Here is a 21,479-nt window from a genome sequence, read left to right as displayed (position 1 = left end):
CTTCATTTGCGTATAGTTCCGTGCAGTCAGAAATCGGCCGTCCGCGGGGACGCACGGATATGGATTGGTGCATCGATTTCTGTGAAATGATGGGCCGATCGCGTGGAGGAAGACAGGCTTGAAGCGCTCCGAGGTCAACCGGGTCATCGTCGAGGCGGCCGAGTTCATTGGCTCTTTCGGCTATGTCCTGCCGCCTTTCGCATCCTGGGCGCCGGCCGAAATGCGGGCCCGTCGCGCCGAGATCGCCGGCATCGTGGAGGCGCGGCTGGGCTGGGATATCACCGATTACGGCAAGGGCGATTTCGACCGTCTGGGCCTGTTCCTGTTTACCGCGCGCAACGGAAAGGCGGCCGATCTCGCCAGCGGCCGCGGCATGCTCTACGCCGAAAAGATCATGATCTCGCGGCGCGATCAGCTTTCGCCCATGCACCGCCATGTGGTCAAGGCCGAGGACATCATCAATCGCGGCGGCGGAACGCTGGCGCTGAAGCTGTTTGCCGGGGCGTTGGACGGATCGATCGACCACGAAGCGCCCGTGTCGATTGCATGTGACGGCCTCGTGCGGCAGGTTGATGCTGGCGGCATCCTGCGTCTCGGACCCGGTGAAAGCGTCACGCTTCTGCCGGGGGTCTGGCATGCCTTCTGGGCCGAGGAACGGGATGTGCTGATCGGCGAGGTCTCGACGGTGAACGACGATCTGACCGACAACATCTTCGCCGAGCCGCTCGATCGGTTCTCGGCCATCGAGGAGGACGAGGAGCCGGTGCGCCTTCTCGTCTCCGACTACGAGACGTGGCTCGAATAACCGCAGGGAGACGCCCGCATGTCGGAAATCGCTCACCTCGTGGCGACGATCTACAAGAAGGCATCGGGCCGGCAGCGCTTCATCGTCGCCATCGCCGGGCCGCCGGGCGCCGGCAAGTCGGCGCTTGCCGACACCATGCTGCCGCTGCTGCCGGAAGGCTCGGCGGCGCTCGTGCCGATGGACGGTTTCCATTTCGACAATGCGGTCCTGGAGGCACGCGGCCTGCGCCCGCGCAAGGGTGCGCCCGAAACCTTCGACTTCGCCGGCTTTGCAGCCCTGCTGCGCCGCATCCGCGAGGCCGGTGAAGACGTCGCCGTGCCGCAATTCGACCGCGAGGCGGATCTGGCCCGGGCGGGTGCCTCAATCGTTCCGCGCGCCGCGCGCTTCGTTCTCGTGGAGGGCAACTATCTCTTGTTCAAGGAGGAGCCTTGGACGGATCTCGCACCCTTGTTCGACTTCTCCATCTTCCTCGACGTGCCCCGCAAGGAACTGGAGGACCGCCTCGTGCAACGCTGGCTCGACCACGGCCATTCGCCGGAGGAGGCGCGCGAGCGCGCCAGGTCGAACGATATGGCGAATGCCGAACGCATCCTGGGCGCGCGCGGCCCGGCCGACGTGGATCTGGCGTGGACGCAGCCGGAGTAGATCTTTCCCCAAGAGCCAGGAGGCGTGGAACCAGTAACTCTGTCCGGAATTGCGAAACACAAAAGGTTGAATCTGCACATCGTGTCTTGTGAAGACCGGCTCCGGTTTTCGGGCCGATGCACTGAGGGAGGAACAAACATGAACAGGATTCTGTCACGCCGAGGCGTTCTCGGCGCTGGTCTCGCCGGCCTTTTGGCAGCGACCGCGACCGGCTTCTCGATCGTCGAATCGTCCGCCCAGGAGGTCGTCTTGCGGCTTTCCTCGCCGGCGACGCCGACCGACCAGCGCGCCGTCGCGCTGACGGAGGTCTTTGCTCCGGCGGTCGAAGAGTTCGCGACGTTCGAGCCGCACTGGAATGCGACGCTCTTCAAGCAGGGAACCGAGCTCGAGGCGATCGCCCGCGGCAATCTGGAGATGTCGATCACCTCGGCGCAGGAACTGGCGACGATCTTCCCCGAATGGTCGATTTTCACCGCCGGCTATCTGCACCGCGACGCCGAGCACCAGAAGAAGGTGTTCGAGGCCGATTTCATGGAGCCGATGAAGAAGAAGGTCGAGGACGAACTCGGCGTCAAGCTCCTGGCGGTGATGTATCTCGGCCGCCGGCAGCTCAACCTTCGCACCGAGGACAAGGTGATGACGCCGGACGATCTCGCCGGTGTGAAGCTGAGAATGCCCGGAACGGACGCCTGGCAGTTCCTCGGTTCCGCGCTCGGCGCCAATCCCGTGCCGATGGCCTTCACCGAGGTCTACACCGCCCTGCAGACCGGGGCCATCGACGGCCAGGACAACCCGCTGCCGACCGACAGGGATTCCAAGTTCTACGAGGTGACCAAGCAGATCGTCCTGACGAGCCATCTGGTCGATTTGAACTATCTGGCCTTTTCCAGGAAGGTCTGGGATTCGCTGACGCCGGAGCAGCAGGAAATCGTCCAGAAAGCGGCAAACGATGCCGCCGAATCGGGCCGCCAGAAGCAGCTGGCGCTGGAAGAGGAACTGGTCCAGTTCTTCAAGGGTGAGGGGCTCGAAGTCTACGAGCCCGACATCGAGTCATTCCGCAGCCACGTCCAGAGGGCCTATCTGGAATCCGAATTCGCCAAGGACTGGCCGGAAGGCATGGTCGACAAGATCAACGCCGTCCAATAGCCGTAAGCGAGGATGAGCGCCGTTCTGACATGGCTGCGCCGGCGGGCCGACAATGTCACCGTGGCATTGCTGGCGGCCATGTTCGTGGCGTTCATCCTGCAGATCTTCACCCGCTACGTGATCAATCACCCGCTCGGCTGGACGCTCGAAGTCTGCCTGACCACCTGGCTGTGGCTGGTCTTCTGGGCGTCGGCCTTCACGCTCGACGAGCGCGACCACGTGACTTTCGATCTGTTCTATCTCGCAGCCCGCGATCGGTTGCGCCGGGTATTCGCCATCGTTTCGGCGGTCGCCATCCTCGCCGGGTTCCTTGCCGCGCTGCCGGCGACACTCGACTACATCACCTTCTACAAGATCAAGAAGAGCGCCACGCTCGGCATCAGGCTCGACGTCGTGTTCAGCGTCTATGCCGTCTTCGCCGTCGCCATGATCGTGCGCTACGCCCTCACATTGTTGCGGCTGATCCGCGGCGCGCCGGCGCCGTCGCATGACGATGCGGAGCCGACATGAGCCTCGCCTTTCTCCTGTGCCTGCTGGTCCTGTTCGTTCTGGCCGGCATCGGCACGCCGATCGCCCACTCGATGATCGTGGCTGCCGTGGTGTTTCTGGCCGTCAAGGGTCAGGATCTCGGTCTGGCGGCCGAGCAGGTCATCCAGGGGCTCTATGATTCCTTCATAATCCTCGCCGTGCCGCTGTTCATCGTCGCCGCCAACATCATGAATGCCGGCACGATCAGCGAGCGGCTCCTGCGCTTTTGCGTCGCCCTTGTCGGGCGTTTCAAGGGCGGGCTCGGGCATGTCAACGTGGTGGCCAGCCTGATTTTTTCCGGCATGTCGGGCTCGGCCGTCGCCGATGCCGCCGGCATCGGCAAGATCATCATCGAGATGATGACCAAGGGCGGGCGCTACCCCGCAGGCTATGCCGCCGCCATCACCGCCGCCTCGGCGACCATCGGGCCGATCATTCCGCCCTCGATTCCGATGGTCATGTACGCGCTCGTCTCCGACAGCTCGATCGGCTTTTTGTTCCTGGCCGGCATCGTGCCCGGTCTGATGATGGGCGCGGTGCTCATGGCCATGAACGCCTGGATCGCCCACCGCCGCGGCTTCGCCGTCGACGAGCCGGTGCCGCTCAGGGAATTGCCCGCCGTCACGATGACGGCCTTTCCCGCCCTTTTGATGCCGGTGATCCTTCTCTACGGCATTTATGGCGGTGCCACCACGCCGACCGAAGCGGCCGCCGTCGCCGCCGCCTACGCGCTCATTCTCGCCGGGCTCTTCTATCGTGCGCTGACGCTGTCGAACCTGTATTCGATCTTCCTGCACAGCGCCCGCTCCTCGGCTGCCGTCGGGCTGGTCATCGGCGCCGCGCTCATCTTCAACTATATCGTCGCCAGCGAAAACATTCCCGGCCTCTTGGCGGGCTCCCTGCAAGGGCTCGACATCTCGCCGATCGCCTTCCTGCTGATCATCAATGTCGTTTTGCTGCTGCTCGGCTGCCTACTGGACGCCACCACGATCATTCTCGTCATCGTGCCGCTGTTCATCCCCGCCTGCCGCGCGCTTGGCATCGACCTGGTCCATTTCGGCGTCGTCGTGGTCGTCAACTGCATGATCGGTCTTGTCACGCCGCCCTACGGCATCCTGCTGTTCGTCATCAACGCCACGACCGGCATTTCATTGCGCGACATCATCCGCGAGATCTGGCTGTTCGTGCTGGTGCTGCTGGTTGCGCTCCTGGCGATGATCCTGCTGCCTGATCTGGTATTGTGGCTGCCAAGACAATTCGGGTATCGTGGATGATGGATCGCGACCGCGCCGCACCGGGCGGCATCCAGCATATGCCGATCCGCCTCGGACTGATCGGCGACAATATCAGGCGCTCGCGCTCGCCCGAACTCCATCGTTCGGCGGGCCGGCTGATCGGGCTCGACGTCACCTACGACCTGTTCATCCCGCGCGATATGAGCCAACCGTTTGACGCGGTGTTCGAGCGTTGCCGCAAGGAGGGCTTGCGCGGCGTCAACATCACCTATCCCTACAAGGAACAGGCGGCCGAGATGGTCGAGATCGCCGATTCGCTGATCGCGGCCATGGGCGCGGTCAACACGGTCGTCTTCGGAAGCGGGCGGGCGGCCGGGCACAACACGGATTATTCGGGCTTCGTGGCGGCCTATCGCCAGGCGTTCGGCGATCGGACGCCGGGCGACGTCGTCATGATCGGCGCCGGCGGTGTCGGCCGGGCGGTGGCGTTCGGCCTTGTCACGCTGGGCGCCGGGCGGCTGACGATTGTCGACCGCGACGCCGGCAAGGCAGAGGCCTTGGCGGCGGTCGTCCAGCAGGTGAGCGAGGGCCGCATGCGGGCCACTGCCACGACGGACGCAGCGACGGCGGCGGATGCGCAGGGAATCATCAATTGCACGCCCGTGGGCATGGTGGGGCATCCCGGTTCACCGGTGCCGATCGAGGCGTTGGGCGGTCAAAGCTGGGCCTTCGACGCCGTCTACACGCCGGTTGACACGCTGTTCAAGCAACAGGCGGAAGCCGCCGGCATTGCGGTCCTGAGCGGCTATGAGCTCTTCTTCCACCAGGGGGTCCAGGCTTTCCGCATCTTTACCGGGCACCTGCCGCCGGATCTCGGCGTTTTGCGCAGCGCCCTTTCGACGCCACCTGATCATCAGAACGAATAGATCCGGAGCCAGATCAATTTGCTGGAACATCTTCTACGGCCAGTCGGCGAAGGACGGCCGGTGCGGGGATCTGCGCAGGGATAGCGCGCTGCGGAAGCGGCCGGGCGACATGCCGGTCTCGCGCTTGAAGAAGCGGTTGAAATAGCCGGCATCCTTGAAGCCGAGCGCCTCGGCCACTTCCGCCGCCTGCAGGCTGGAGCCGTTGAGCAGGATCTCCGCCTCGCCGATCAATCGGCCATGGATCAGGGTGAGCGGCGACTTGCCCGTCACCCGCTTGACGGCGCTGGTCAGCCTGCCGCGCGATATGGAAAGAAGGCGCGCATAATCGTCGACGGTCCAATGGTCGCGCACATGCAGTTCGACCAGGTGCAGGAAATTGCGCACGATGGCGCGCGGCGCCGGCTGCATGTTGGCCGGCTGCGGGCTCGAGGTGCGCCAGAGCGCGATGAGCACAAGCACCAGATGATGACGCGCCGCTTCCTCGGACCCGGCCGCGCCGCGCTCGAGTTCGCCGCCGATGGCCTCGATGGTGCGGCAAATATCATGTGCCGTGGCGGTGGGCAGCTTGGTGCCGAGGATGGGATGAAACAGCGCGTCCTTGACCTGCATGCCGATGGGACCGGCCGGCACGGCGCGTCCGAGCGACAGTTCCGAGACGGCCAGCGACGCGCCACGCGCACCCGCCTGAAGGACAAGCCGCGCCGGCTTGCCGGCCGGCAGCCACAGGATGCAGGGCGCGGCAAGGGGGACGGCGGCACCCCCGAAATCGAGGGCGCCGGCACCCGAAATGAGCACGAAGGCACGATTGCGGTTGCCGCGCAGCGTCCAGGCAATGGGCGTCAGCGACGCGTTGACCCCCGCCGCTTCGGTGTCGGGAAGAACGTCGATCGGACTGAGCGCGCCGGCATTGGGCGGCAACACGGACGGTGCATGATCCAAGGCGACGGCTCCTGCTGTTGCAATCGAAGGCATCCGGCGTTGATGCCGCGCAGTATCGCGCGATCAATCTCAATCAAAAGTACAATTCTTTCTTCAAATTGTCCATTTGCCGCCCGGGAGAAGACCGTATTCTGCTGATGTCACGGGCCGGCTTCCGGTCGGGAAAGGCGGGAGGTCGCATTTCGGTCGGTGACGGGAGATAGGGAGGATCATCTCATGACAATTTTCGGCGGCAGGGTACGCCTGTCGGCTCTAGGTCTCATCGCGGGCGCCTTGACGCTTGGCGCGGCGGCGCATGCCGGGGCTCAGGATCGGGACTCGGTCAAGATCGGCTATGCCGTGTCGAAAACCGGCGCCAATGCCGGCGGGGCGGCCATCACGACGATCCCGAACTACCAGCTCTGGCTCGACGACGTGAAGAAGAATGGCGGGCTGGAATTGCCCGACGGCTCGAAGCTGCCGGTCGAAGTGATCGAATATGACGACCGCTCCTCGGCCGAGGAAGTGGTGCGCGCAGTGGAGCGCCTGGCGACCCAGGACGAGGTCGATTTCATCCTGCCGCCCTGGGGAACCGGCTTCAATCTGGCCGTCGCGCCGCTCTTCGACCGCTACGGCTATCCGCAGCTCGCCGTTTCCTCGGTGACCGACAAGGCGCCTGAATTCGTCAAGCGCTGGAAGCGCAGCTTCTGGTTTCTCGGCGGCGGCGCCGATTACACCGACGCGCTGGCCGATGTGCTGAAGACCGAGATCGAGGCCGGAACGATCAACGACAAGGTGGCCATGGTGTCGGTGGCCGACGGCTTCGGCATCGACCTCGTCACCGCTGCCCGCGAATCCTTCGCCGATGCCGGGATCGAGGTCGTCTACGACAAGACCTACCCGGTCGGCACGACCGACTATTCGCCGATGATCAACGAGGCGTCGTCGTCCGGCGCCGATACATTCGTCGCCTTCTCGTATCCGCCCGACACGTTCGCCCTGACCCAGCAGGCGCAGATTGCCGACTACAATCCGAAAGTGCTCTATCTGGGCGTCGGTACCGGCTTTCCCGTCTACGGCAAGAACAACGGCGAAAATGCCGAAGGCATCATGAGCCTGGGCGGCATCGATCCGAACAACGAGCAGAACCAGGTCTACCGCAAGCGGCACGAGGATCTGACAGGCCAGGGACCGGACTACTGGGGCAGCGTCATCACCTATGCCAGCCTGCAGATGCTCCAGGAGGCGATCAAGCGTGTCGGGCTCGACCGCGAGGGGGTGGCCGAGGAACTGGCGAGCGGCACCTTCGAGACCGTCCTTGGCGAGACGAAGCTGGAGGACAACCAGTTGCGCAAGCTGTGGTGGGTCGGCCAGTGGCAGAACGGCGTCTTCGCCGGCCTTGCGCCGGCCGACCGGCCCGGTGCGTCGAAGCCGGTCTTGCCGAGAAAGCCCTGGCAGAAGCAGTAATGCGGCAGAATGGCACCATCCGGCGCACGGCCTTGTGCTGATGCGCCGGATGGCAGGGCCATCGCACAGCCACCCGGCCGACGCTTTTCGCCCTGATGGGGTCGGAGAACGAAGGCCGGGAGGCGGCGATGCCGGCTTGAAACACTCATCGGCGGCCGCACCGCGCCAGACAAGGCAGCGGCGGCCGGGACGGAGACGAATTTGACGCTCATCAACGTTTTGATTGCAGGGCTGGTGCTGGGGGGCACCTACGCGCTCGTCGCGATGGGGTTGACCCTGCAATACGGCATCGCCCGCATCATGAACCTCGCCTATGGCGAGACCATCATCGCGGCCGCCTTCGCGGCGTACCTCCTGCAAGGCGCGCTGGGCGTCAATCCGCTCCTCGGAATGCTTCTTGTCCTGCCGGGCGGCTTCGTCTTCGGCTACATCGTCTACGGGCTTATGATGCGGCCGCTGGTCGCCCGCTCGCAGGACCGCGGCAACCTGGAGATCGATTCCATCCTTGCCACTTTCGGTCTGCTTTTCGTCATCCAGGGCGTCATGCTGGTGATCTTCGGCAGCAACTATATGAGCTATTCGTTCCTCAACGTTCCGGTGACGATCCTGGGCGCCAATGTCGCGGCCAACCGGCTTCTGGCCTTCGTGCTCGCGCTTACCATCGGCCTGACGCTCTATCTCCTTTTGACGCGCACCCGCTGGGGCACGGCGCTGCGTGCCGTCGCTGTGGCGCCGCAGAACGCGCCGCTGGTCGGCATCGACGTCAACCGCACTGCGCGCTTCGCCTTCGCGCTTGGCGGCGCGCTGGCGGCGGCCGGCGGTGTCGTCATTTCCATGTACCAGACCTTCACCGCCACATCCGGGGTCGTCTTCACCATGAAGGCCCTGATCGTCGTCATCATGGGCGGGGTGGGCAATCTGCTCGGCGCGCTGTCGGCCGGTCTGATCCTGGGCCTCGTCGAGACGGGGGTGGCGAGCTATATCGATCCCGGCCTGACGCTGGCGGCCACCTACGCCATCTTCCTCGCCATTCTCCTGTGGCGCCCGCAGGGCCTGTTCGGCGGAGCCGGACGATGACCGCGCGCACCGCAATCGGCCTTGTTGCGGCGCTCGCCGCGCTCGCCATCCTCGCCGCCGCGCCCTTCTTTCTCGGGGCGTATGGCGTGGGGCTGCTGATCGGCCTGTCTGGCTATGTCACGCTGGCCAGCGCCTGGGCGTTGTTTTCCGGGCCGACACGCTACGTGTCCCTGGCGACCGTCGCCTTTTTCGGCATCGGCGCCTATACGATGGCCGTGCTGAGCGAGACGCTGCCCTATCCTCTGGTGCTCGCCGTCGCCGCGCTCATCGGCCTTGCCGTCGCCCTCGTCGTGGGCCTGTCGACCCTGCGCCTTGCCGGTGTCTATTTCGTCATCTTCACATTCGGCCTGGCCGAGCTCGTGCGCCAGCTCGTGACCTGGTACGAGGTCAATGTGACGGGCACGCTCGGCCGTTACATCTTCATGTCTTTCGGGCCCGAGACAATATACTGGCAGCTTCTGGCATTGGCTGCGCTGACGCTCGGCCTGTCCTGGTGGATCGGCCGCTCGCGCCTCGGCCTGGCGCTCAGGATCATCGGCGACGACGAGGTCGTGGCGTCGCATTGCGGCATCAATATTGCGCGGGTCAAACTCGCCTTGTTTGCGCTGAGCGCCGTCATCATGACGCTTGTCGGGGCGATCCAGGCGCCGCGCTGGACCTATATCGAGCCCGGCATCGTATTCAATCCGACGGTCTCCTTCCTGACCCTGATCATGGCCTTGCTCGGCGGCGCCAACCGGTTGTGGGGGCCGGTGCTCGGCGCGGTCCCGCTTTTCCTGCTGTTCGAATGGCTCTCGGCCAATTTCCCGAACCACTATTCGATCATCCTGGGGCTCCTGTTCATCGCCATCGTCTTCGTTTTGCCCAAGGGTGTGCTCGATTTCGTCGAGAAGGCCTGGGGGCGCGGCAGTTCACGCGCCCGCAACAAGCCGGATGAAGCCGGCCTGGGCGAGCTGGAGGCGGGCCGATGAGCGCGCTTCTCGAGATCTCCGGGTTGACCAAGCGCTTCGGCGGGCTGACGGCGGTCGATGGCGTCTCGCTGTCGCTCGAGGCCGGCGAGACGGTCGGCCTTTTGGGTCCGAACGGTTCGGGCAAGACGACGGTGCTCAACATGATCTCCGGCTACCTGCCGGCCTCCAGCGGCGCGATCAGCCTTGGCGGACGCCGGATCTCCGGCCTGCCGGCACACCGGATCGCCCATTGCGGGGTCGCGCGCACCTTCCAGCTCGTGCGCATCCTGCCCTCCATGACGGTGGGCGAGAATGTCGCGGCTGCCCTCGCCTTCCGCCGTGCGCCGCTCCACGGCGCAGCCGCCGCCGGGGAAGCGCGCGGCTTTCTGGCGCGCGTGGGCCTCGCCGGCCGCGAAAACGAGATGGCCGCTGACCTCACCTATATCGACCAGAAGCGGGTCGAACTGGCCCGGGCGCTGGCATCGTCGCCGTCGCTGCTGCTGCTCGACGAATGGCTGGCCGGTCTCAACCCGACGGAGCTCAAGGTCGGCATCGACCTGATCTCCGATCTCGGCAGGGATGGCCTGACCATCGTGCTGGTCGAGCATGTCATGGATGCGATCCGGGCGCTGTGCGGGCGCTGCGTGGTCATGAATGCCGGGCGCAAGATCGCCGACGGCGCGACGGGGGAGGTGCTGAAGGATCCCGAGGTCGTGCGCGCCTATCTGGGGGAAAGCCATGCTTGAGGTCAGCGGCCTGTCCTTGCATTACGGCCAGCATCTGGCACTCGATTCGGTGGATGTGCGCGCCGCGCCCGGCGAATCGGTCGTCATCCTGGGCGCCAACGGCGCCGGCAAATCCTCCCTGCTCAAGGCGATTGCCGGCCTCGTGCGTCCCGACCCCGGCACCGGGATCCGGCTCGACGGACAATCGATCCTGACCTTGCCGGCGCATTCGGTCGTGGAGGCGGGCATCGCCCTGGTTCCCGAGGGGCGCGGCATATTCGGCGACCTGACGGTCGAGGAGAACCTGCTTCTCGGCGCCTTCGCGCGGCGCGCCCGCGATGACGAGGCGGCACGGCGCGATCTCGTCTATGAGCTCTTTCCGCGCCTGGCCGAACGACGCCGGCAGATCGCCTCCACCATGTCGGGCGGCGAGCAGCAGATGGTGGCGATCGGCCGTGCGTTGATGTCGAACCCGGATTGCCTGCTGCTCGACGAACCGAGCCTCGGGCTGGCGCCGGTCGTCGTCGTCGAGCTTTTCCAGGCGCTTGAAAAGGTGCACAAGGCCGGCGTCGGCCTGATCATCGTCGAGCAGAATGTTCGGATCAGCCTGTCGATCGCCGATCGCGGCTATCTGATGGAAGCCGGCCGCATCGTCGGCGAAGGAGCGGCCGGGACCCTTATCGATGACCCTGCAGTTCAGCGCGCCTTTCTCGGCATGGGCTGAAGCCCGAAACCACCACAACCACGCAAAGGAAACTCCACCATGGACCAGTTGGGATTGCTGATCGGCGACGAGGACCAGGGCGCCTCCGATGGCGGTACGTTCGAACGCCTCAACCCGATGACCGGCGAGGTCGCAACCCGCGCCGCCGCCGCAACCGTCGACGATGCCAGGCTTGCCTGCGACGCGGCCGCCCGCGCCTTTCCGCAATGGTCGGTCACCTCGCCGGGCGAGCGCCGCCGCATCCTGCTGGCCGCGGCCGACGCGCTGCAGGCCAGGGCCGACGATTTCGTCGCCGCCATGGCCGAGGAGACCGGCGCGACGGCCGGCTGGGCGATGTTCAATGTCGGCCTGTCGGCCGACATGCTGCGTGAGGCGGCGTCGCTGACGACCCAGATCACCGGCGAGATCATTCCCTCCAACAGGCCGGGCAGCATGGCCATGGCGGTGCGCCAGCCGGCCGGCGTCGTGCTGTCGATCGCGCCGTGGAACGCGCCGATCATTCTCGGCGTGCGCTCGATCGCGACACCACTTGCCTGCGGCAACACGGTGGTCATGAAGACCTCCGAGATCTGCCCGCGCACGCATCGCCTCATCATCGATGCGCTGCTTGAGGGCGGCGTGCCGCGCGGCGTGCTGAACGCCCTGTCGAACGCGCCCGATGATGCGCCCGAGATCGTCGAGACGCTGATCGCCCATCCCGCCGTGCGCCGCATCAACTTCACCGGCTCGACGCGGGTCGGCCGCATCATAGCCGAGACGGCGGGCCGCTTTCTCAAGCCGGCGCTGCTGGAACTCGGCGGCAAGGCGCCCTTCGTCGTGCTCGACGATGCCGATCTCGAAGCCGCGGTCGATGCGGCGGCCTTCGGCGCCTACATGAACCAGGGCCAGATCTGCATGTCGACCGAGCGCATCGTCGTCGACGAGAAGATCGCCGACGCCTTTGTCGCGGCGCTGGCCAAGAAGGCCCGCTCGTTGAAAGCCGGCGATCCGCGCAAGGGTGATACGCCGCTCGGCTCGGTGGTCGACGAGAATGCCGCCAAGCGCATCCAGGAACTGGTCAAGGATGCGGTCTCCAAGGGCGCGGTGCTGGCCGCCGGGGGCGGCGTCGACGGCACGGTGATGGAGGCGACCCTGCTCGACCATGTGACGCCGGCGATGCGCATCTATGGCGAGGAGAGTTTCGGCCCGGTGGTCACCATGGTGCGCGTGAACGGCATCGACGAGGCCGTGCGCGTGGCCAACGACACCGAATACGGCCTCTCCTCCGCTGTGTTCGGCAAGGACGTCAACCGCGCCATGGCGGTCGCCCGCCGCATCGAATCGGGCATCTGCCATATCAACGGCCCGACCGTGCATGACGAGGCGCAGATGCCCTTCGGCGGCGTCAAGGAGTCCGGCTACGGCCGCTTCGGCGGCAAGGCCGGCATTGCCGAATTCACCGAGCTGCGCTGGATCACGGTGCAGGACGGTCCGCTGCATTATCCATTCTAGATCTGGCGCGCATATCTTTGCTTCAAACGTTTCCGTTTGAAGCGAACGCGCGCTAGTTGGGCGGGGGCCCTGCCGGCCGGTTAGCGAAAATGCGCCGGCCGGCATCTGTATTTGACGGGCGGGACACGACATGAAGCTCAAGGACAAGAACTGCATCGCCACCGGCGGCGCCGGGAGCCTGGGGGTCGCAACGGCGCGGCTGTTCCTTGACGAGGGCGCCAACGTCGTCCTCGTCGACCGCGACGAGGATGCGCTCAAGGCGGCGGCGGCCGGCTTGCCGTCAGAGCACGTCGAGACGGTCGCGGCAGACGTTTCGTCGGCAAATGACGTGCAACACTATGTCGAGCGGGCGGTGGCGCGGTTCGGGCCCATCGACGTCCTGTTTTCCAATGCCGGCAATTTCGGCGCGGTCGCCCCGATCGCCGACTATCCGGAAGACGTGTTCGACGCCGTTCAGGCGGTGCATGTGCGCGGCGCCTTCCTGGCGGCAAAGCATGCCGTGCCGAAGATGCGCGACGGCGGCAGCATCGTCATCACCTCCAGTGTCGCCGGCACGCGCGGCGATGCCGGCGTCTACGCCTATATCACCGCCAAGCACGCGCAGGTCGGCCTCATGCGCTGTCTTGCCAAGGAACTCGCGCCGCGGCGCATCCGCGTCAACACGATCCATCCCGGGCCCGTCGACAACGGTTTTCAGCACGCGGTGGAAGACGGGTTGGGGCGCGAGATGGGTGTCGACGGCGCCGCGTTCTTCGATCAGCTCATACCGCTCGGCCGGCACGGCGGTGCGGATGAGATCGCCCGCTCCGTGCTCTATCTGGCCAGCGACGATTCGAGCTTCACGACCGGTACGACACTGATGGTCGACGGCGGCATGAGCGCGTGAGTGTCACGTGACCCGGCCCTTGGGCCCACGTCGCATCAACGGGCATGGCAATCCTATTTGCCCCCTCCCCCGCTTCGCAGGGGAGGATCCTGTGCCGGCGCCTGATCCTCCCCCGTTTACGGGGGAGGGGAACCGCCGAAGGCAGTGGAGGGGGCAGAAAGACCCGTCCTTTGTCACCGGAACAGCGTGTCCACGAAGTCGGCTCCGATGCCCACCTTGTCGTAGTGGTTGCGGCACATCTCGATATAGGTGTGGACGTCGAAAAAGCCGTCGGGCTCGCCCTTCTTGTCGAGCCAGATCAGCGGTCCCTTGACCTGGAAGAAGACGCGCATGGGATCCTCGTGCTCGTAGGCGACCAGCGTGTGCCCCTCGCCCGGCGTCTCGTAGACGAAATCGCCCGCCGTCGCCGTCCAGTCATGCTCGAGATAACCCCATTTGCCGGAGATCGTGTAGGCGAAGACCTCGTGCGGGTGGTAGTGCCGGTTCACCAGTCCGGCGCTCTTGGCCATCAGGATGTCGCACCATTTGTTCTGCGTCGGCGAGATCCACAGCGGCCGCGAAGAGACCGTCTCGGTGAACGGCACGTAATAACGCTCGTCCTTGGTCGGCGCGTTGGCCATGTAGACCTCCGGCAATGCGTCGCGCTGAAACACCTTCTCGATCGGCTTCAGATCCTTCCAGAATTCGTCTCTTGCGGCTTCGGGCATTTGTCTCCTCCTCGCTGTCCGGCTGGGTGTGGGTTGTTGTAATGTCGGCTACGGGCGCACGCGCACGTCGAGCAATGCCAGCGTGCGCCTTGTCTCGATGTGGCGGATCGCCTCGTCGATCGCGCCCGGCAGTGCCGCGCCATCCACCACGGTGCGGGCGAAGGCGCGGCTTGCCTCGGCCACCTTGGTGAAGTCGGGAACGGGCGAAAGCTGCGTCAGCGGCATCATGTTGGTGCGCGCGGCATAGCCGTCGGGATAGATGCCGAGCACCGAGTGGCGCACCGCTCCCCATTCGGCATTGTTGGTGATGATGAGCAGGATCGGCAGCTCCAGCGCCTCGGCGATCTGGTGGCAGGCGACAGGATTGGAAAACATGTAGGAGCCGTCGCCCATCGTCGCGACGATCAGCCGGTCGCGATCGGCGAGCTGCATGCCGAGCGCGGCGGGAAAGGACCAGCCGAGCCCGCCCGAATGGGGTTCCTGATACCAGGCCTTGGGATGGTCGAGCGCCATCGGCGCCATCGGGCAGCCGAGCTCGGAAAACACAGTGGCCCCGCGCCCGGCGATGGCGTTGGACAGGCACAGGCTCACCCACTCCTTGGTCATCGGGCTGCCATTGCCGCTTGCCGCGCGTGCGATCGCTTCCTTGCGCGCGGCTGCATTGGTTCGCGCGATTGTCTTGTGCCGTGCTGCGTTTCTCTCCTTGTGCGCCTGAAGAGCCGGCCGCATCGCTCCTTCCAGTGCGACGAGCCCGTCGCCCGTGTCGCAGGAAAGGGCGATGTCGCAGCGGAAATTGCGTACCGGAAAGCGGCTGTAGAGTGGATCCTGGCCGAGATGGATGACCTTGCAGCCGGACTGCAGCGTGTGGATGTCGGGCGACCACGGGGCCAGCGAATCGATCACCAGGATCGCATCGGCCTTTTCGACGAGCGGCGCCGGATCGGCGGCCGCGGCCATGGGATGGTCGAGCGGCAGGGCGAGCCGCACCGCCCAGTACTGGCAGACCGGAATACCCCAGTCGTCGGCGAGCCCCTGGAGCGCGGCAAAGCCGGCCTCGTCGCCGGCTCCGCGCTGCGCGATGATGACCGGCCGTTCGGCCTGCGCCAGCACGCGCGCCGCCTGTTCCAGGCTCGCCGTGTGGATCCCCGGCTGGACCGGCTGCATGAGCGGCGGATCGGCGAGCTGATCGGCCGGACAGGGCTCGCACAAAACCTCGCGCGGCAGGCTCACATAGACCGGCCCGCGTGGTGCCGAGGCAGTGATCGCATGCGCCCGGTCGATGATCTCCGTCACCTGTTCGGGAAACCGCAGTTCATAGTCCCATTTGCAGGCTTCGCGCACCAGCGCCGTCTGGTCGCGCATCTCCTGGCCCCAGCCGATCGGCACGGTGCGCGCGCCGAGCCGGCCTTTTTCGACCGTCGGCGTGCGGCCGGAGAACAGCAGCATCGGAACATGCTCGGTCGCCGCGTTGATGGCGCCGATGGCACAATTGGCCAGCCCCACATTGGTATGGGCCATGACCGCCTGCGGCCGGCCGGTCGCCAGATAGTAGCCATGCGCCATGCCCATGGCGGCTCCCTCGTGCGGCATGACGAGCGCGGTCGGCAGGGCGATCTTCTTGGCCTCCGCTTCCGCCAGCCCCTCGATCACCGGCGGGAAATCGGTTCCCGAATTGGCGAAGATGTAATCGACGCCGATCGCCTTCAGCCGCGCCAGAAGAGCGCCCCCGGCAGTGAGTGTTGCGGGTCGATTCTCGACATGGGAGTCTTGCATGGCGGTCGTGGAGCTTTCCGTTTGATTGCTATATTTGAAATAAAAAATTCAAATATAGATTGACAACCGCATCGCCCGCCGTCAATCTCACCCGTGCATTTTTCGTTGCGGCCAGGTGCGGCCGCTCCGGCGGGGGGATACGATCGGCCGGCCGGATTTCCATGGGAGGTAACCAATGCAGCACGATTTCGTGAACGCATTGCCGCGCGCCGCGCGTGCTTTGCTTGGCGCCACGGCGCTGATTGTGGGCCTGTCGGCCCCCGCATTCGCACAGGAGCAGATCAAGCTCAAACTGCATCATTTCCTCGGCCCCAAATCGCCGGCCCAGACGCAGATGCTCGAGCCGTGGGCAGAGCGTATCGAGGAGGCGTCGAACGGTCGCGTCGACATCGAGATCTTCCCCTCCATGTCGCTCGGCGGTCGTCCGCCGGAACTCATTCGCCAGGCGCGCGACGGTGTCGTCGACATCATCTGGACGGTGAACGGCTATACGGCCGGTCTGTTCCCGCGCTCGGAAGTCTTCGAGCTGCCTTTCATCCACACCAACGACCCGGTGGCCACGAACCTGGCCATGCGCGAGATGTTCGACGACTATCTCGCCGAGGAATATGACGGGGTGAAGGTGCTGTTCAATCACGTCCATGCCGGCCAGGCCATCCACATGGTCGACACGCCGGTCAGGAAGCCGGCCGACCTCGAAGGCAAGCAGATGCGCATCCCCACGCGCACCGGCGCCTGGGTGGTCGAGGCGCTGGGCGCGAGCCCGGTTTCCATGCCGGTGCCGGACCTGCCGCAGGCGCTCTCGCGCAAGGTCGTCGACGGGGCCTTCATTCCCTGGGAGATCATCCCGGCGCTGAAGCTGCAGGACCTGACCGACTACCAGATCGAGGGTGCCGACATGACGCGCTTCGGCACCACCACCTTCCAGGTCTCGATGAACCAGGCCAAGTGGGACAGCCTGCCGGAAGACATCCAGCAGATCTTCCTCGACAATTCGGGTGAGGACTGGGTGCGCGAGGTGGGCGAGATCTGGCGCGAGATCGACAATGGCGGCATCAAGCTGGCCGTCGAGGCGGGCAACGAGCACATCACCTTGACGCCCGAAGAGACCGAGGCCTTCCAAACGACGCTCGAGCCGGTGGTCGATCGCTGGATCGAGGAGGTTTCGGCCAAGGGCATCGACGGTCAGGCTCTGGTCGAGGCGGCGCGCGCCGCGATCGCCAAGCATTCGGCGACGAACTGACCGGAGAGCGAGCGGCGATGCCGGGCAAATTGATTGCGGTCCGACTGGAAATGCTGGCGCGGCGCCTGATCGAATATTGGGCGCTCGCCGGCGGGGCGCTGCTGCTCGGCGTCGTCGCGGTCAACGCTCTGAGCCTGGCCGGCCTCATCCTTGCGGGCCGGCCCTTTCCCGGCGACTTCGAGATCGTCGAGGTCGGTGTCGCCGTGGCCATCTTCGCCTTCCTGCCCTATTGCCAGCTCACGGGGGCCAATGTCACGGCCGACATTTTTACGGCCGGCGCAGGCCCGCGCCTGTTGACGGTGCTGTCGGCGCTCGCTTCGGCTGTAGCCATGGCATTCGCGGTTTTCCTGCTGGTGCAGATGTATGAAGGCTTCCTCGATTTCCGTCTCTACGAGGAAACGACGGCGATCTATCAATTTCCCATCTGGGTCGCCTATCTGCCCATTCTGGTGTCGATCGCGCTGCTGATCGTCGCGACCGTCATCACATTCATCGAAGCCTTCCGGAGCGAGGCTCCCCACGCAGAGCCGACCGATCTTTGAGCGCATAAGCGGACCCGAACATGACGAATGAACTGGTTATGGGCCTCACCGGGCTCGGCTTGCTGATCGCGCTCATCGCGATCCGGATGCCGATCGCCTATGCGATGATCATCGTCGGCGCCGGCGGCACATTGTTTCTGTCGGGCCCGCTGGTGCTCTTGTCGCAGATGAAGACGCTCGCTTATGGGGTCTTCTCCAACTACGACCTGTCGGTGGTGCCGCTCTTCGTGCTGATGGGGCATCTGGCGACCAAGGCCAACCTGTCGCAAAGCCTGTTTCGCGCCGCCAATGCCTGGCTCGGCCGCTTCCGCGGCGGCGTGGCGATGTCGGCGGTCGCCGCCTGCGCCGGTTTCGGCGCGGTGTGCGGCTCCTCGCTCGCCACGGCGTCGACGATGGGCCAGGTCGCCCTGCCCGAACTGCGCCGCTACCGCTATTCGCCGGCGCTCGCCACCGGCACGCTGGCCGCCGCCGGCGTTTTGGGCATCCTCATCCCGCCCTCGGTGGTGCTGGTCGTCTATTCGGTGATCGTCGAGGCCAACATCGTCAAGATGTTCGCCGCCGCCTTCATCCCCGGCATCATGGCGGTCCTCTTCTTCATCGCCACCATCGCGATCTACGTCCGCGTCTTTCCGGGCTCGGGCCCCGAGGCCGATCCGGTCACGCGCAAGGAGTTCGTTGCCGCCACGTTCGGCGTGCTGCCGGTCGCCGTCATCTTCGGCCTCGTTATAGGCGGCATCTATTTCGGCTTCTTCAATCCCACGCCCGCCGCTGCTATCGGCGTTTTCCTGGTGCTCGTCTACGGCATCGGCATACGGCTGATTGGCCTGGCGGAACTGCGCGACGCGCTGCTCAGCACGGCCAAGACCTCGGGCATGATCTATCTCATCATGCTGGGTGCGGAGATGCTCGAGATCTTCATGTCGCGCGGCGGCGTCCCGCAGGCGGCCGCCAGCATGATGGCGACGAGCGGGCTGTCGCCGCACGTCATCCTCATCCTGCTCCTGGCCGCCCTGATCATTCTCGGCTGCCTGATGGACAGCCTGTCGATGATCCTCCTGGCCATCCCGTTCTTCTGGCCGGTGATATCCGAACTCGACTTCGGCATGGGACCGGAGGAAACCAAGATCTGGTTCGGCATATTGGCGCTGGTCGTCGTGGAACTCGGCCTGATCACGCCACCGGTCGGCATGAACGTGTTCGTCATCAACGCCATGGCGCGCGACGTGCCAATGAAGGAAACCTTCAAGGGTGCCCTGCCGTTCTTTTCCGTCGAGCTGGTGCGCGTGGCGCTCCTGATCGCCTTTCCCTCGATCGTGCTCATATTGCCGGCCATACTGGATTAGATTGGCGCGACCATGGGTGCGACACCCGGGCGTCAGCAAAGGAGGCGAAAGTGGCGCCGCAGATAAACGCGTCCGTGGTCAAGGCCTTTCAGGTGCTGAAGCTGTTTTCCGATCAGCGTCCGGAGCTGACCGCGTCCGATGTCGCAAACGAATTGGGATTGAACTTCGTCACCGCGCATCGCTTCCTGAAGACACTCGAGCATGTGGGGGCGCTCGTTGCATCGTCGAAGGGCGTCTATCGGCTGGGCTACGTGTTTGCCGATCTCGGCGACCGCGTGCTGCAGAACGATGCGCTTGCCAGGCTCGTTCAACCCTATCTCAATGCGGTCACCGCCGAGATCAAGGAAGCGTCGATGGCCACGGTCTTCCGTTCCGACATGGTGGTCTGTATCGCCAGGGCCACGTCGCAGCGCTCGCTGTCGGTCGACATCCGCATCGGCACGCAGCTCGAAGCCTATTGCACTGCGCATGGCAAGACCTGGCTGGCCCATATGCCGGATCACGAGCGTGAGCGCTATCTGGAGACGGTCGCGCGCGAACGCTTCACCGACAGGACCATCATCGATCGACAGGCATTCGACCACGAGATCGCGCAGATCCGGGAACAGGGCTATGCCGTCAACGATGGCGAGCGCGAGGAAGGCATCAGGGCGATCGCAGTGCCGGTCAGAACCCGCGCCGGGCGCATGATTGCCGGCTTGTCGGTCTTCGGCCCTTCGACCAGGCTCACCGATGCGGTGATCGACGATGCATTGCTGAAACTGCGCGAAGCGGCACGGGCGATCGAGGCCAGCCTCTATGGCGGCGAAACGGACGGCGTCCACGGCTGAGCTTCTGGACCGGCGTTGTTCCCTATATCCCGCTGCCCCCGCTTTCGACCGGTTGCTGGGTGAGTGACACGATGAAGCGCTTGGTGCGCTCGCGCTGTGGCTTGGAAAACAGCGTACGCGCGGGGCCGCGCTCGACAATGGCGCCGTTTTCCAGAAACACCGCTTCCTGCGCCGTGCTGGAGGCAAGGCGCAGATCATGCGTGGCGATCACCATCGTCGTGCCCTCGCGGGCAAGTTGGGAGATGACGTCGACCACTTCGCCGGCCAGTTCCGGGTCGAGCGCCGAGGTCGGCTCGTCGCATAGCAGGACCTTGGGCGAAGGCGCCAGCGCACGGGCGATCGCCACGCGCTGCTGCTGACCGCCCGAAAGCGTTGCCGGCCAGGCATCGGCCTTGTTGGCCAGGCCCACCTTCTCGAGCAGCTCGGTGGCACGTCGGCGCGCATCTTCGCGCGACCATTTGAGCACCGTCACCAGCCCCTCCATCACATTCTCGATTGCCGTGCGGTGCGGGAAAAGCTGGAAGTTCTGGAACACCATGCCCGTCTTGCGCCTGAGCCGTTGGACCGCCTGGCGGTCGACCCGGATCCCGGGACCGAAACCCATTTCCATCTCGTCGATGCGCAGGCGGCCGGCCGTCGGTATCTCCAACAGGTTGATGCAGCGCAGGAGTGTGCTCTTGCCGCCGCCCGAGGGACCGACAAGGGCGGTGACGCTGTTATCGGCGAATTGCAGCGAGATGTCGTGCAGGACGACATTGTCGCCGAAGCGCTTTTCGATGTCGGACAGCTCGATCATGCGCGCGCCTCCATGTAGCCGCCATAGCGCCCGAGGCGAAGCTCGAGGCGCGCCTGCAGCGCCGAAAGGACCGAGCTCATGGCCAGATAGATGGCCGCCGCCTCGATATAGAGGATGAGTGGTTCGTAGGTCGTGGCGACGATGCGCTGCGCGGCCTGGAAGAGCTCCGGCACGGTGATGGCGGCGGCGAGCGATGTGTCCTTGACCAGCGAGATGAAGGTGTTCGACAGCGGCGGCACAGCCACGCGCCCGGCCTGCGGCAGGATGGACCGCCACATCGTCTGCAGCCAGCTCATGCCGATCGAGAACGAAGCCTCCCACTGCCCCTTGGGCACCGAAGAGATCGCGGCGCGGATGATCTCGGAGGAGTAGGCGCCGACATTGAGCGTGAAACCGATGAGCGCGGCGGTGAAGGCGTCGAGCACGATGCCGACGCTGGGCAGGCCGTAGAAGATGAGGAAGAGCTGGACGAGCAGCGGCGTCCCGCGGAAGATCCAGACATAGAAGCGCACGATGGCCGACAGCGGCCTGGGCGCGAACATTCTGACAAGCGCCGCCACCAGACCGACGAAAAGCCCGAGCGCGAAGGACGACAGCGTCAGCGGCACGGTGAATTTCAGCCCGGCGAGCAAGAGCGGGCCGAGCGATTCGAGCATCAGTTGCAGCCAGTACGGCACGGCATTGTCTCCCGCAAAAAGGCGGCGTTCGCCCTGAAAGTGAAA

At 65.2% G+C, this 21,479-nt stretch carries 22 protein-coding genes; 17 read left to right on the top strand and 5 right to left on the bottom strand.

Annotation, left to right across the window (positions count from 1 at the left end; all coding sequences use genetic code 11):
• Positions 1-118: 118 nt before the first annotated feature.
• The 6 genes from GM909_RS01565 (at position 119) to GM909_RS01540 (ending at position 5,285) form a co-directional block, all read left to right on the top strand.
• On the top strand, positions 119-805 hold the full coding sequence (locus GM909_RS01565) for a D-lyxose/D-mannose family sugar isomerase (protein WP_157014424.1): 687 nt from the start codon (positions 119-121) through the stop codon (positions 803-805).
• 18 nt (positions 806-823) lie between these two features.
• On the top strand, positions 824-1,450 hold the full coding sequence (locus GM909_RS01560; protein WP_157014423.1) for a nucleoside triphosphate hydrolase: 627 nt from the start codon (positions 824-826) through the stop codon (positions 1,448-1,450).
• 138 nt (positions 1,451-1,588) lie between these two features.
• Positions 1,589-2,596 (top strand): sialic acid TRAP transporter substrate-binding protein SiaP, encoded by a 1,008-nt coding sequence (locus GM909_RS01555; protein WP_157014422.1) that lies wholly within the window; start codon positions 1,589-1,591, stop codon positions 2,594-2,596.
• 12 nt (positions 2,597-2,608) lie between these two features.
• On the top strand, positions 2,609-3,106 hold the full coding sequence (locus GM909_RS01550) for a TRAP transporter small permease (protein ID WP_157014421.1): 498 nt from the start codon (positions 2,609-2,611) through the stop codon (positions 3,104-3,106).
• Positions 3,103-4,398: a TRAP transporter large permease gene (locus GM909_RS01545; RefSeq protein ID WP_157014420.1), complete on the top strand. Its 1,296-nt coding sequence runs from the start codon at positions 3,103-3,105 to the stop codon at positions 4,396-4,398. Before GM909_RS01550 ends, GM909_RS01545 begins: the two co-directional genes overlap by 4 nt.
• Positions 4,395-5,285: a shikimate dehydrogenase family protein gene (locus tag GM909_RS01540; protein WP_235911563.1), complete on the top strand. Its 891-nt coding sequence runs from the start codon at positions 4,395-4,397 to the stop codon at positions 5,283-5,285. Before GM909_RS01545 ends, GM909_RS01540 begins: the two co-directional genes overlap by 4 nt.
• A 33-nt stretch (positions 5,286-5,318) precedes the next feature.
• On the opposite strand, the gene GM909_RS01535 is transcribed toward GM909_RS01540, so the two are convergent.
• Complete coding sequence (locus GM909_RS01535; protein ID WP_198174079.1) at positions 5,319-6,224, bottom strand: helix-turn-helix domain-containing protein; 906 nt, start codon at positions 6,222-6,224, stop codon at positions 5,319-5,321.
• A gap of 216 nt (positions 6,225-6,440) precedes the next feature.
• On the opposite strand from GM909_RS01535, the gene GM909_RS01530 reads away from it, so the two are divergent.
• From GM909_RS01530 to GM909_RS01500, 7 genes are all read left to right on the top strand, one after another.
• Entirely contained in the window at positions 6,441-7,670 is a 1,230-nt protein-coding gene (locus GM909_RS01530; RefSeq protein ID WP_157014418.1) for an amino acid ABC transporter substrate-binding protein, read from the top strand.
• 264 nt (positions 7,671-7,934) lie between these two features.
• Entirely contained in the window at positions 7,935-8,747 is an 813-nt protein-coding gene (locus tag GM909_RS01525; RefSeq protein WP_235911586.1) for a branched-chain amino acid ABC transporter permease, read from the top strand.
• The gene (locus tag GM909_RS01520; RefSeq protein ID WP_157014416.1) at positions 8,744-9,718 is read left to right on the top strand and encodes a branched-chain amino acid ABC transporter permease; all 975 of its coding nucleotides are present in this window, start codon (positions 8,744-8,746) and stop codon (positions 9,716-9,718) included. Before GM909_RS01525 ends, GM909_RS01520 begins: the two co-directional genes overlap by 4 nt.
• A complete protein-coding gene (locus GM909_RS01515; protein ID WP_157014415.1) occupies positions 9,715-10,443 on the top strand; it encodes an ABC transporter ATP-binding protein in 729 nt (242 codons plus the stop codon). Before GM909_RS01520 ends, GM909_RS01515 begins: the two co-directional genes overlap by 4 nt.
• Complete coding sequence (locus GM909_RS01510) at positions 10,436-11,146, top strand: ABC transporter ATP-binding protein (RefSeq protein ID WP_157014414.1); 711 nt, start codon at positions 10,436-10,438, stop codon at positions 11,144-11,146. The genes GM909_RS01515 and GM909_RS01510 overlap by 8 nt, the downstream gene beginning before the upstream one ends.
• Before the next feature lie 39 nt (positions 11,147-11,185).
• A complete protein-coding gene (locus tag GM909_RS01505; protein ID WP_157014413.1) occupies positions 11,186-12,637 on the top strand; it encodes an aldehyde dehydrogenase in 1,452 nt (483 codons plus the stop codon).
• Between the two features lie 130 nt (positions 12,638-12,767).
• Entirely contained in the window at positions 12,768-13,523 is a 756-nt protein-coding gene (locus GM909_RS01500; RefSeq protein ID WP_157014412.1) for an SDR family NAD(P)-dependent oxidoreductase, read from the top strand.
• 173 nt (positions 13,524-13,696) lie between these two features.
• Here GM909_RS01500 and GM909_RS01495 read toward each other — a convergent pair whose 3' ends face one another.
• Positions 13,697-14,230, bottom strand: coding sequence for a 2,4'-dihydroxyacetophenone dioxygenase family protein (locus GM909_RS01495; RefSeq protein WP_157014411.1), 534 nt, complete (start codon positions 14,228-14,230; stop codon positions 13,697-13,699).
• A gap of 48 nt (positions 14,231-14,278) precedes the next feature.
• Positions 14,279-16,003 (bottom strand): thiamine pyrophosphate-requiring protein, encoded by a 1,725-nt coding sequence (locus tag GM909_RS01490; protein WP_157014410.1) that lies wholly within the window; start codon positions 16,001-16,003, stop codon positions 14,279-14,281.
• Positions 16,004-16,178: 175 nt separating this feature from the next.
• Between GM909_RS01490 and GM909_RS01485 the strand changes: the two genes are divergently transcribed.
• From GM909_RS01485 to GM909_RS01470, 4 genes are read left to right on the top strand one after another with little or no spacing between them, the layout of a single operon-like run.
• Positions 16,179-17,246 (top strand): TRAP transporter substrate-binding protein, encoded by a 1,068-nt coding sequence (locus GM909_RS01485; protein WP_157014409.1) that lies wholly within the window; start codon positions 16,179-16,181, stop codon positions 17,244-17,246.
• Between the two features lie 17 nt (positions 17,247-17,263).
• Positions 17,264-17,788, top strand: coding sequence for a TRAP transporter small permease (locus GM909_RS01480; protein WP_157014408.1), 525 nt, complete (start codon positions 17,264-17,266; stop codon positions 17,786-17,788).
• Positions 17,789-17,808: 20 nt separating this feature from the next.
• Positions 17,809-19,131: a TRAP transporter large permease gene (locus GM909_RS01475; RefSeq protein ID WP_157014407.1), complete on the top strand. Its 1,323-nt coding sequence runs from the start codon at positions 17,809-17,811 to the stop codon at positions 19,129-19,131.
• A 50-nt stretch (positions 19,132-19,181) separates the two neighbouring features.
• Entirely contained in the window at positions 19,182-19,961 is a 780-nt protein-coding gene (locus GM909_RS01470) for an IclR family transcriptional regulator (protein WP_157014406.1), read from the top strand.
• Positions 19,962-19,983: 22 nt separating this feature from the next.
• Here GM909_RS01470 and GM909_RS01465 read toward each other — a convergent pair whose 3' ends face one another.
• Together GM909_RS01465 and GM909_RS01460 are read right to left on the bottom strand one after the other, a co-directional pair.
• A complete protein-coding gene (locus GM909_RS01465; protein WP_157014405.1) occupies positions 19,984-20,757 on the bottom strand; it encodes an amino acid ABC transporter ATP-binding protein in 774 nt (257 codons plus the stop codon).
• Complete coding sequence (locus GM909_RS01460) at positions 20,754-21,434, bottom strand: amino acid ABC transporter permease (protein ID WP_157014404.1); 681 nt, start codon at positions 21,432-21,434, stop codon at positions 20,754-20,756. The genes GM909_RS01465 and GM909_RS01460 overlap by 4 nt, the downstream gene beginning before the upstream one ends.
• Positions 21,435-21,479 lie beyond the last annotated feature (45 nt).

It is taken from the genome of Mesorhizobium xinjiangense (assembly GCF_009749525.1).
Classification (GTDB): Bacteria; Pseudomonadota; Alphaproteobacteria; order Rhizobiales; family Rhizobiaceae; genus Mangrovimarina; species Mangrovimarina xinjiangensis.
The sequence above is the reverse complement of the archived record's forward strand: the minus strand, read 5'-3'. Positions and strand labels throughout refer to the sequence as shown.

Bases quoted from the DNA above. Each gene is read 5' to 3' on its own strand.
- GM909_RS01520 (WP_157014416.1), top strand. From the start codon at position 8,744: ATGACCGCGCGCACCGCAATCGGCCTTGTTGCGGCGCTCGCCGCGCTC.
- GM909_RS01490 (WP_157014410.1), bottom strand. From the start codon at position 16,003: ATGCAAGACTCCCATGTCGAGAATCGACCCGCAACACTCACTGCCGGG.
- GM909_RS01550 (WP_157014421.1), top strand. From the start codon at position 2,609: ATGAGCGCCGTTCTGACATGGCTGCGCCGGCGGGCCGACAATGTCACC.
- GM909_RS01540 (WP_235911563.1), top strand. From the start codon at position 4,395: ATGATGGATCGCGACCGCGCCGCACCGGGCGGCATCCAGCATATGCCG.
- GM909_RS01495 (WP_157014411.1), bottom strand. From the start codon at position 14,230: ATGCCCGAAGCCGCAAGAGACGAATTCTGGAAGGATCTGAAGCCGATC.
- GM909_RS01500 (WP_157014412.1), top strand. From the start codon at position 12,768: ATGAAGCTCAAGGACAAGAACTGCATCGCCACCGGCGGCGCCGGGAGC.
- GM909_RS01475 (WP_157014407.1), top strand. From the start codon at position 17,809: ATGACGAATGAACTGGTTATGGGCCTCACCGGGCTCGGCTTGCTGATC.
- GM909_RS01485 (WP_157014409.1), top strand. From the start codon at position 16,179: ATGCAGCACGATTTCGTGAACGCATTGCCGCGCGCCGCGCGTGCTTTG.
- GM909_RS01530 (WP_157014418.1), top strand. From the start codon at position 6,441: ATGACAATTTTCGGCGGCAGGGTACGCCTGTCGGCTCTAGGTCTCATC.
- GM909_RS01560 (WP_157014423.1), top strand. From the start codon at position 824: ATGTCGGAAATCGCTCACCTCGTGGCGACGATCTACAAGAAGGCATCG.
- GM909_RS01525 (WP_235911586.1), top strand. From the start codon at position 7,935: ATGGGGTTGACCCTGCAATACGGCATCGCCCGCATCATGAACCTCGCC.
- GM909_RS01515 (WP_157014415.1), top strand. From the start codon at position 9,715: ATGAGCGCGCTTCTCGAGATCTCCGGGTTGACCAAGCGCTTCGGCGGG.
- GM909_RS01480 (WP_157014408.1), top strand. From the start codon at position 17,264: ATGCCGGGCAAATTGATTGCGGTCCGACTGGAAATGCTGGCGCGGCGC.
- GM909_RS01555 (WP_157014422.1), top strand. From the start codon at position 1,589: ATGAACAGGATTCTGTCACGCCGAGGCGTTCTCGGCGCTGGTCTCGCC.
- GM909_RS01465 (WP_157014405.1), bottom strand. From the start codon at position 20,757: ATGATCGAGCTGTCCGACATCGAAAAGCGCTTCGGCGACAATGTCGTC.
- GM909_RS01505 (WP_157014413.1), top strand. From the start codon at position 11,186: ATGGACCAGTTGGGATTGCTGATCGGCGACGAGGACCAGGGCGCCTCC.
- GM909_RS01510 (WP_157014414.1), top strand. From the start codon at position 10,436: ATGCTTGAGGTCAGCGGCCTGTCCTTGCATTACGGCCAGCATCTGGCA.
- GM909_RS01545 (WP_157014420.1), top strand. From the start codon at position 3,103: ATGAGCCTCGCCTTTCTCCTGTGCCTGCTGGTCCTGTTCGTTCTGGCC.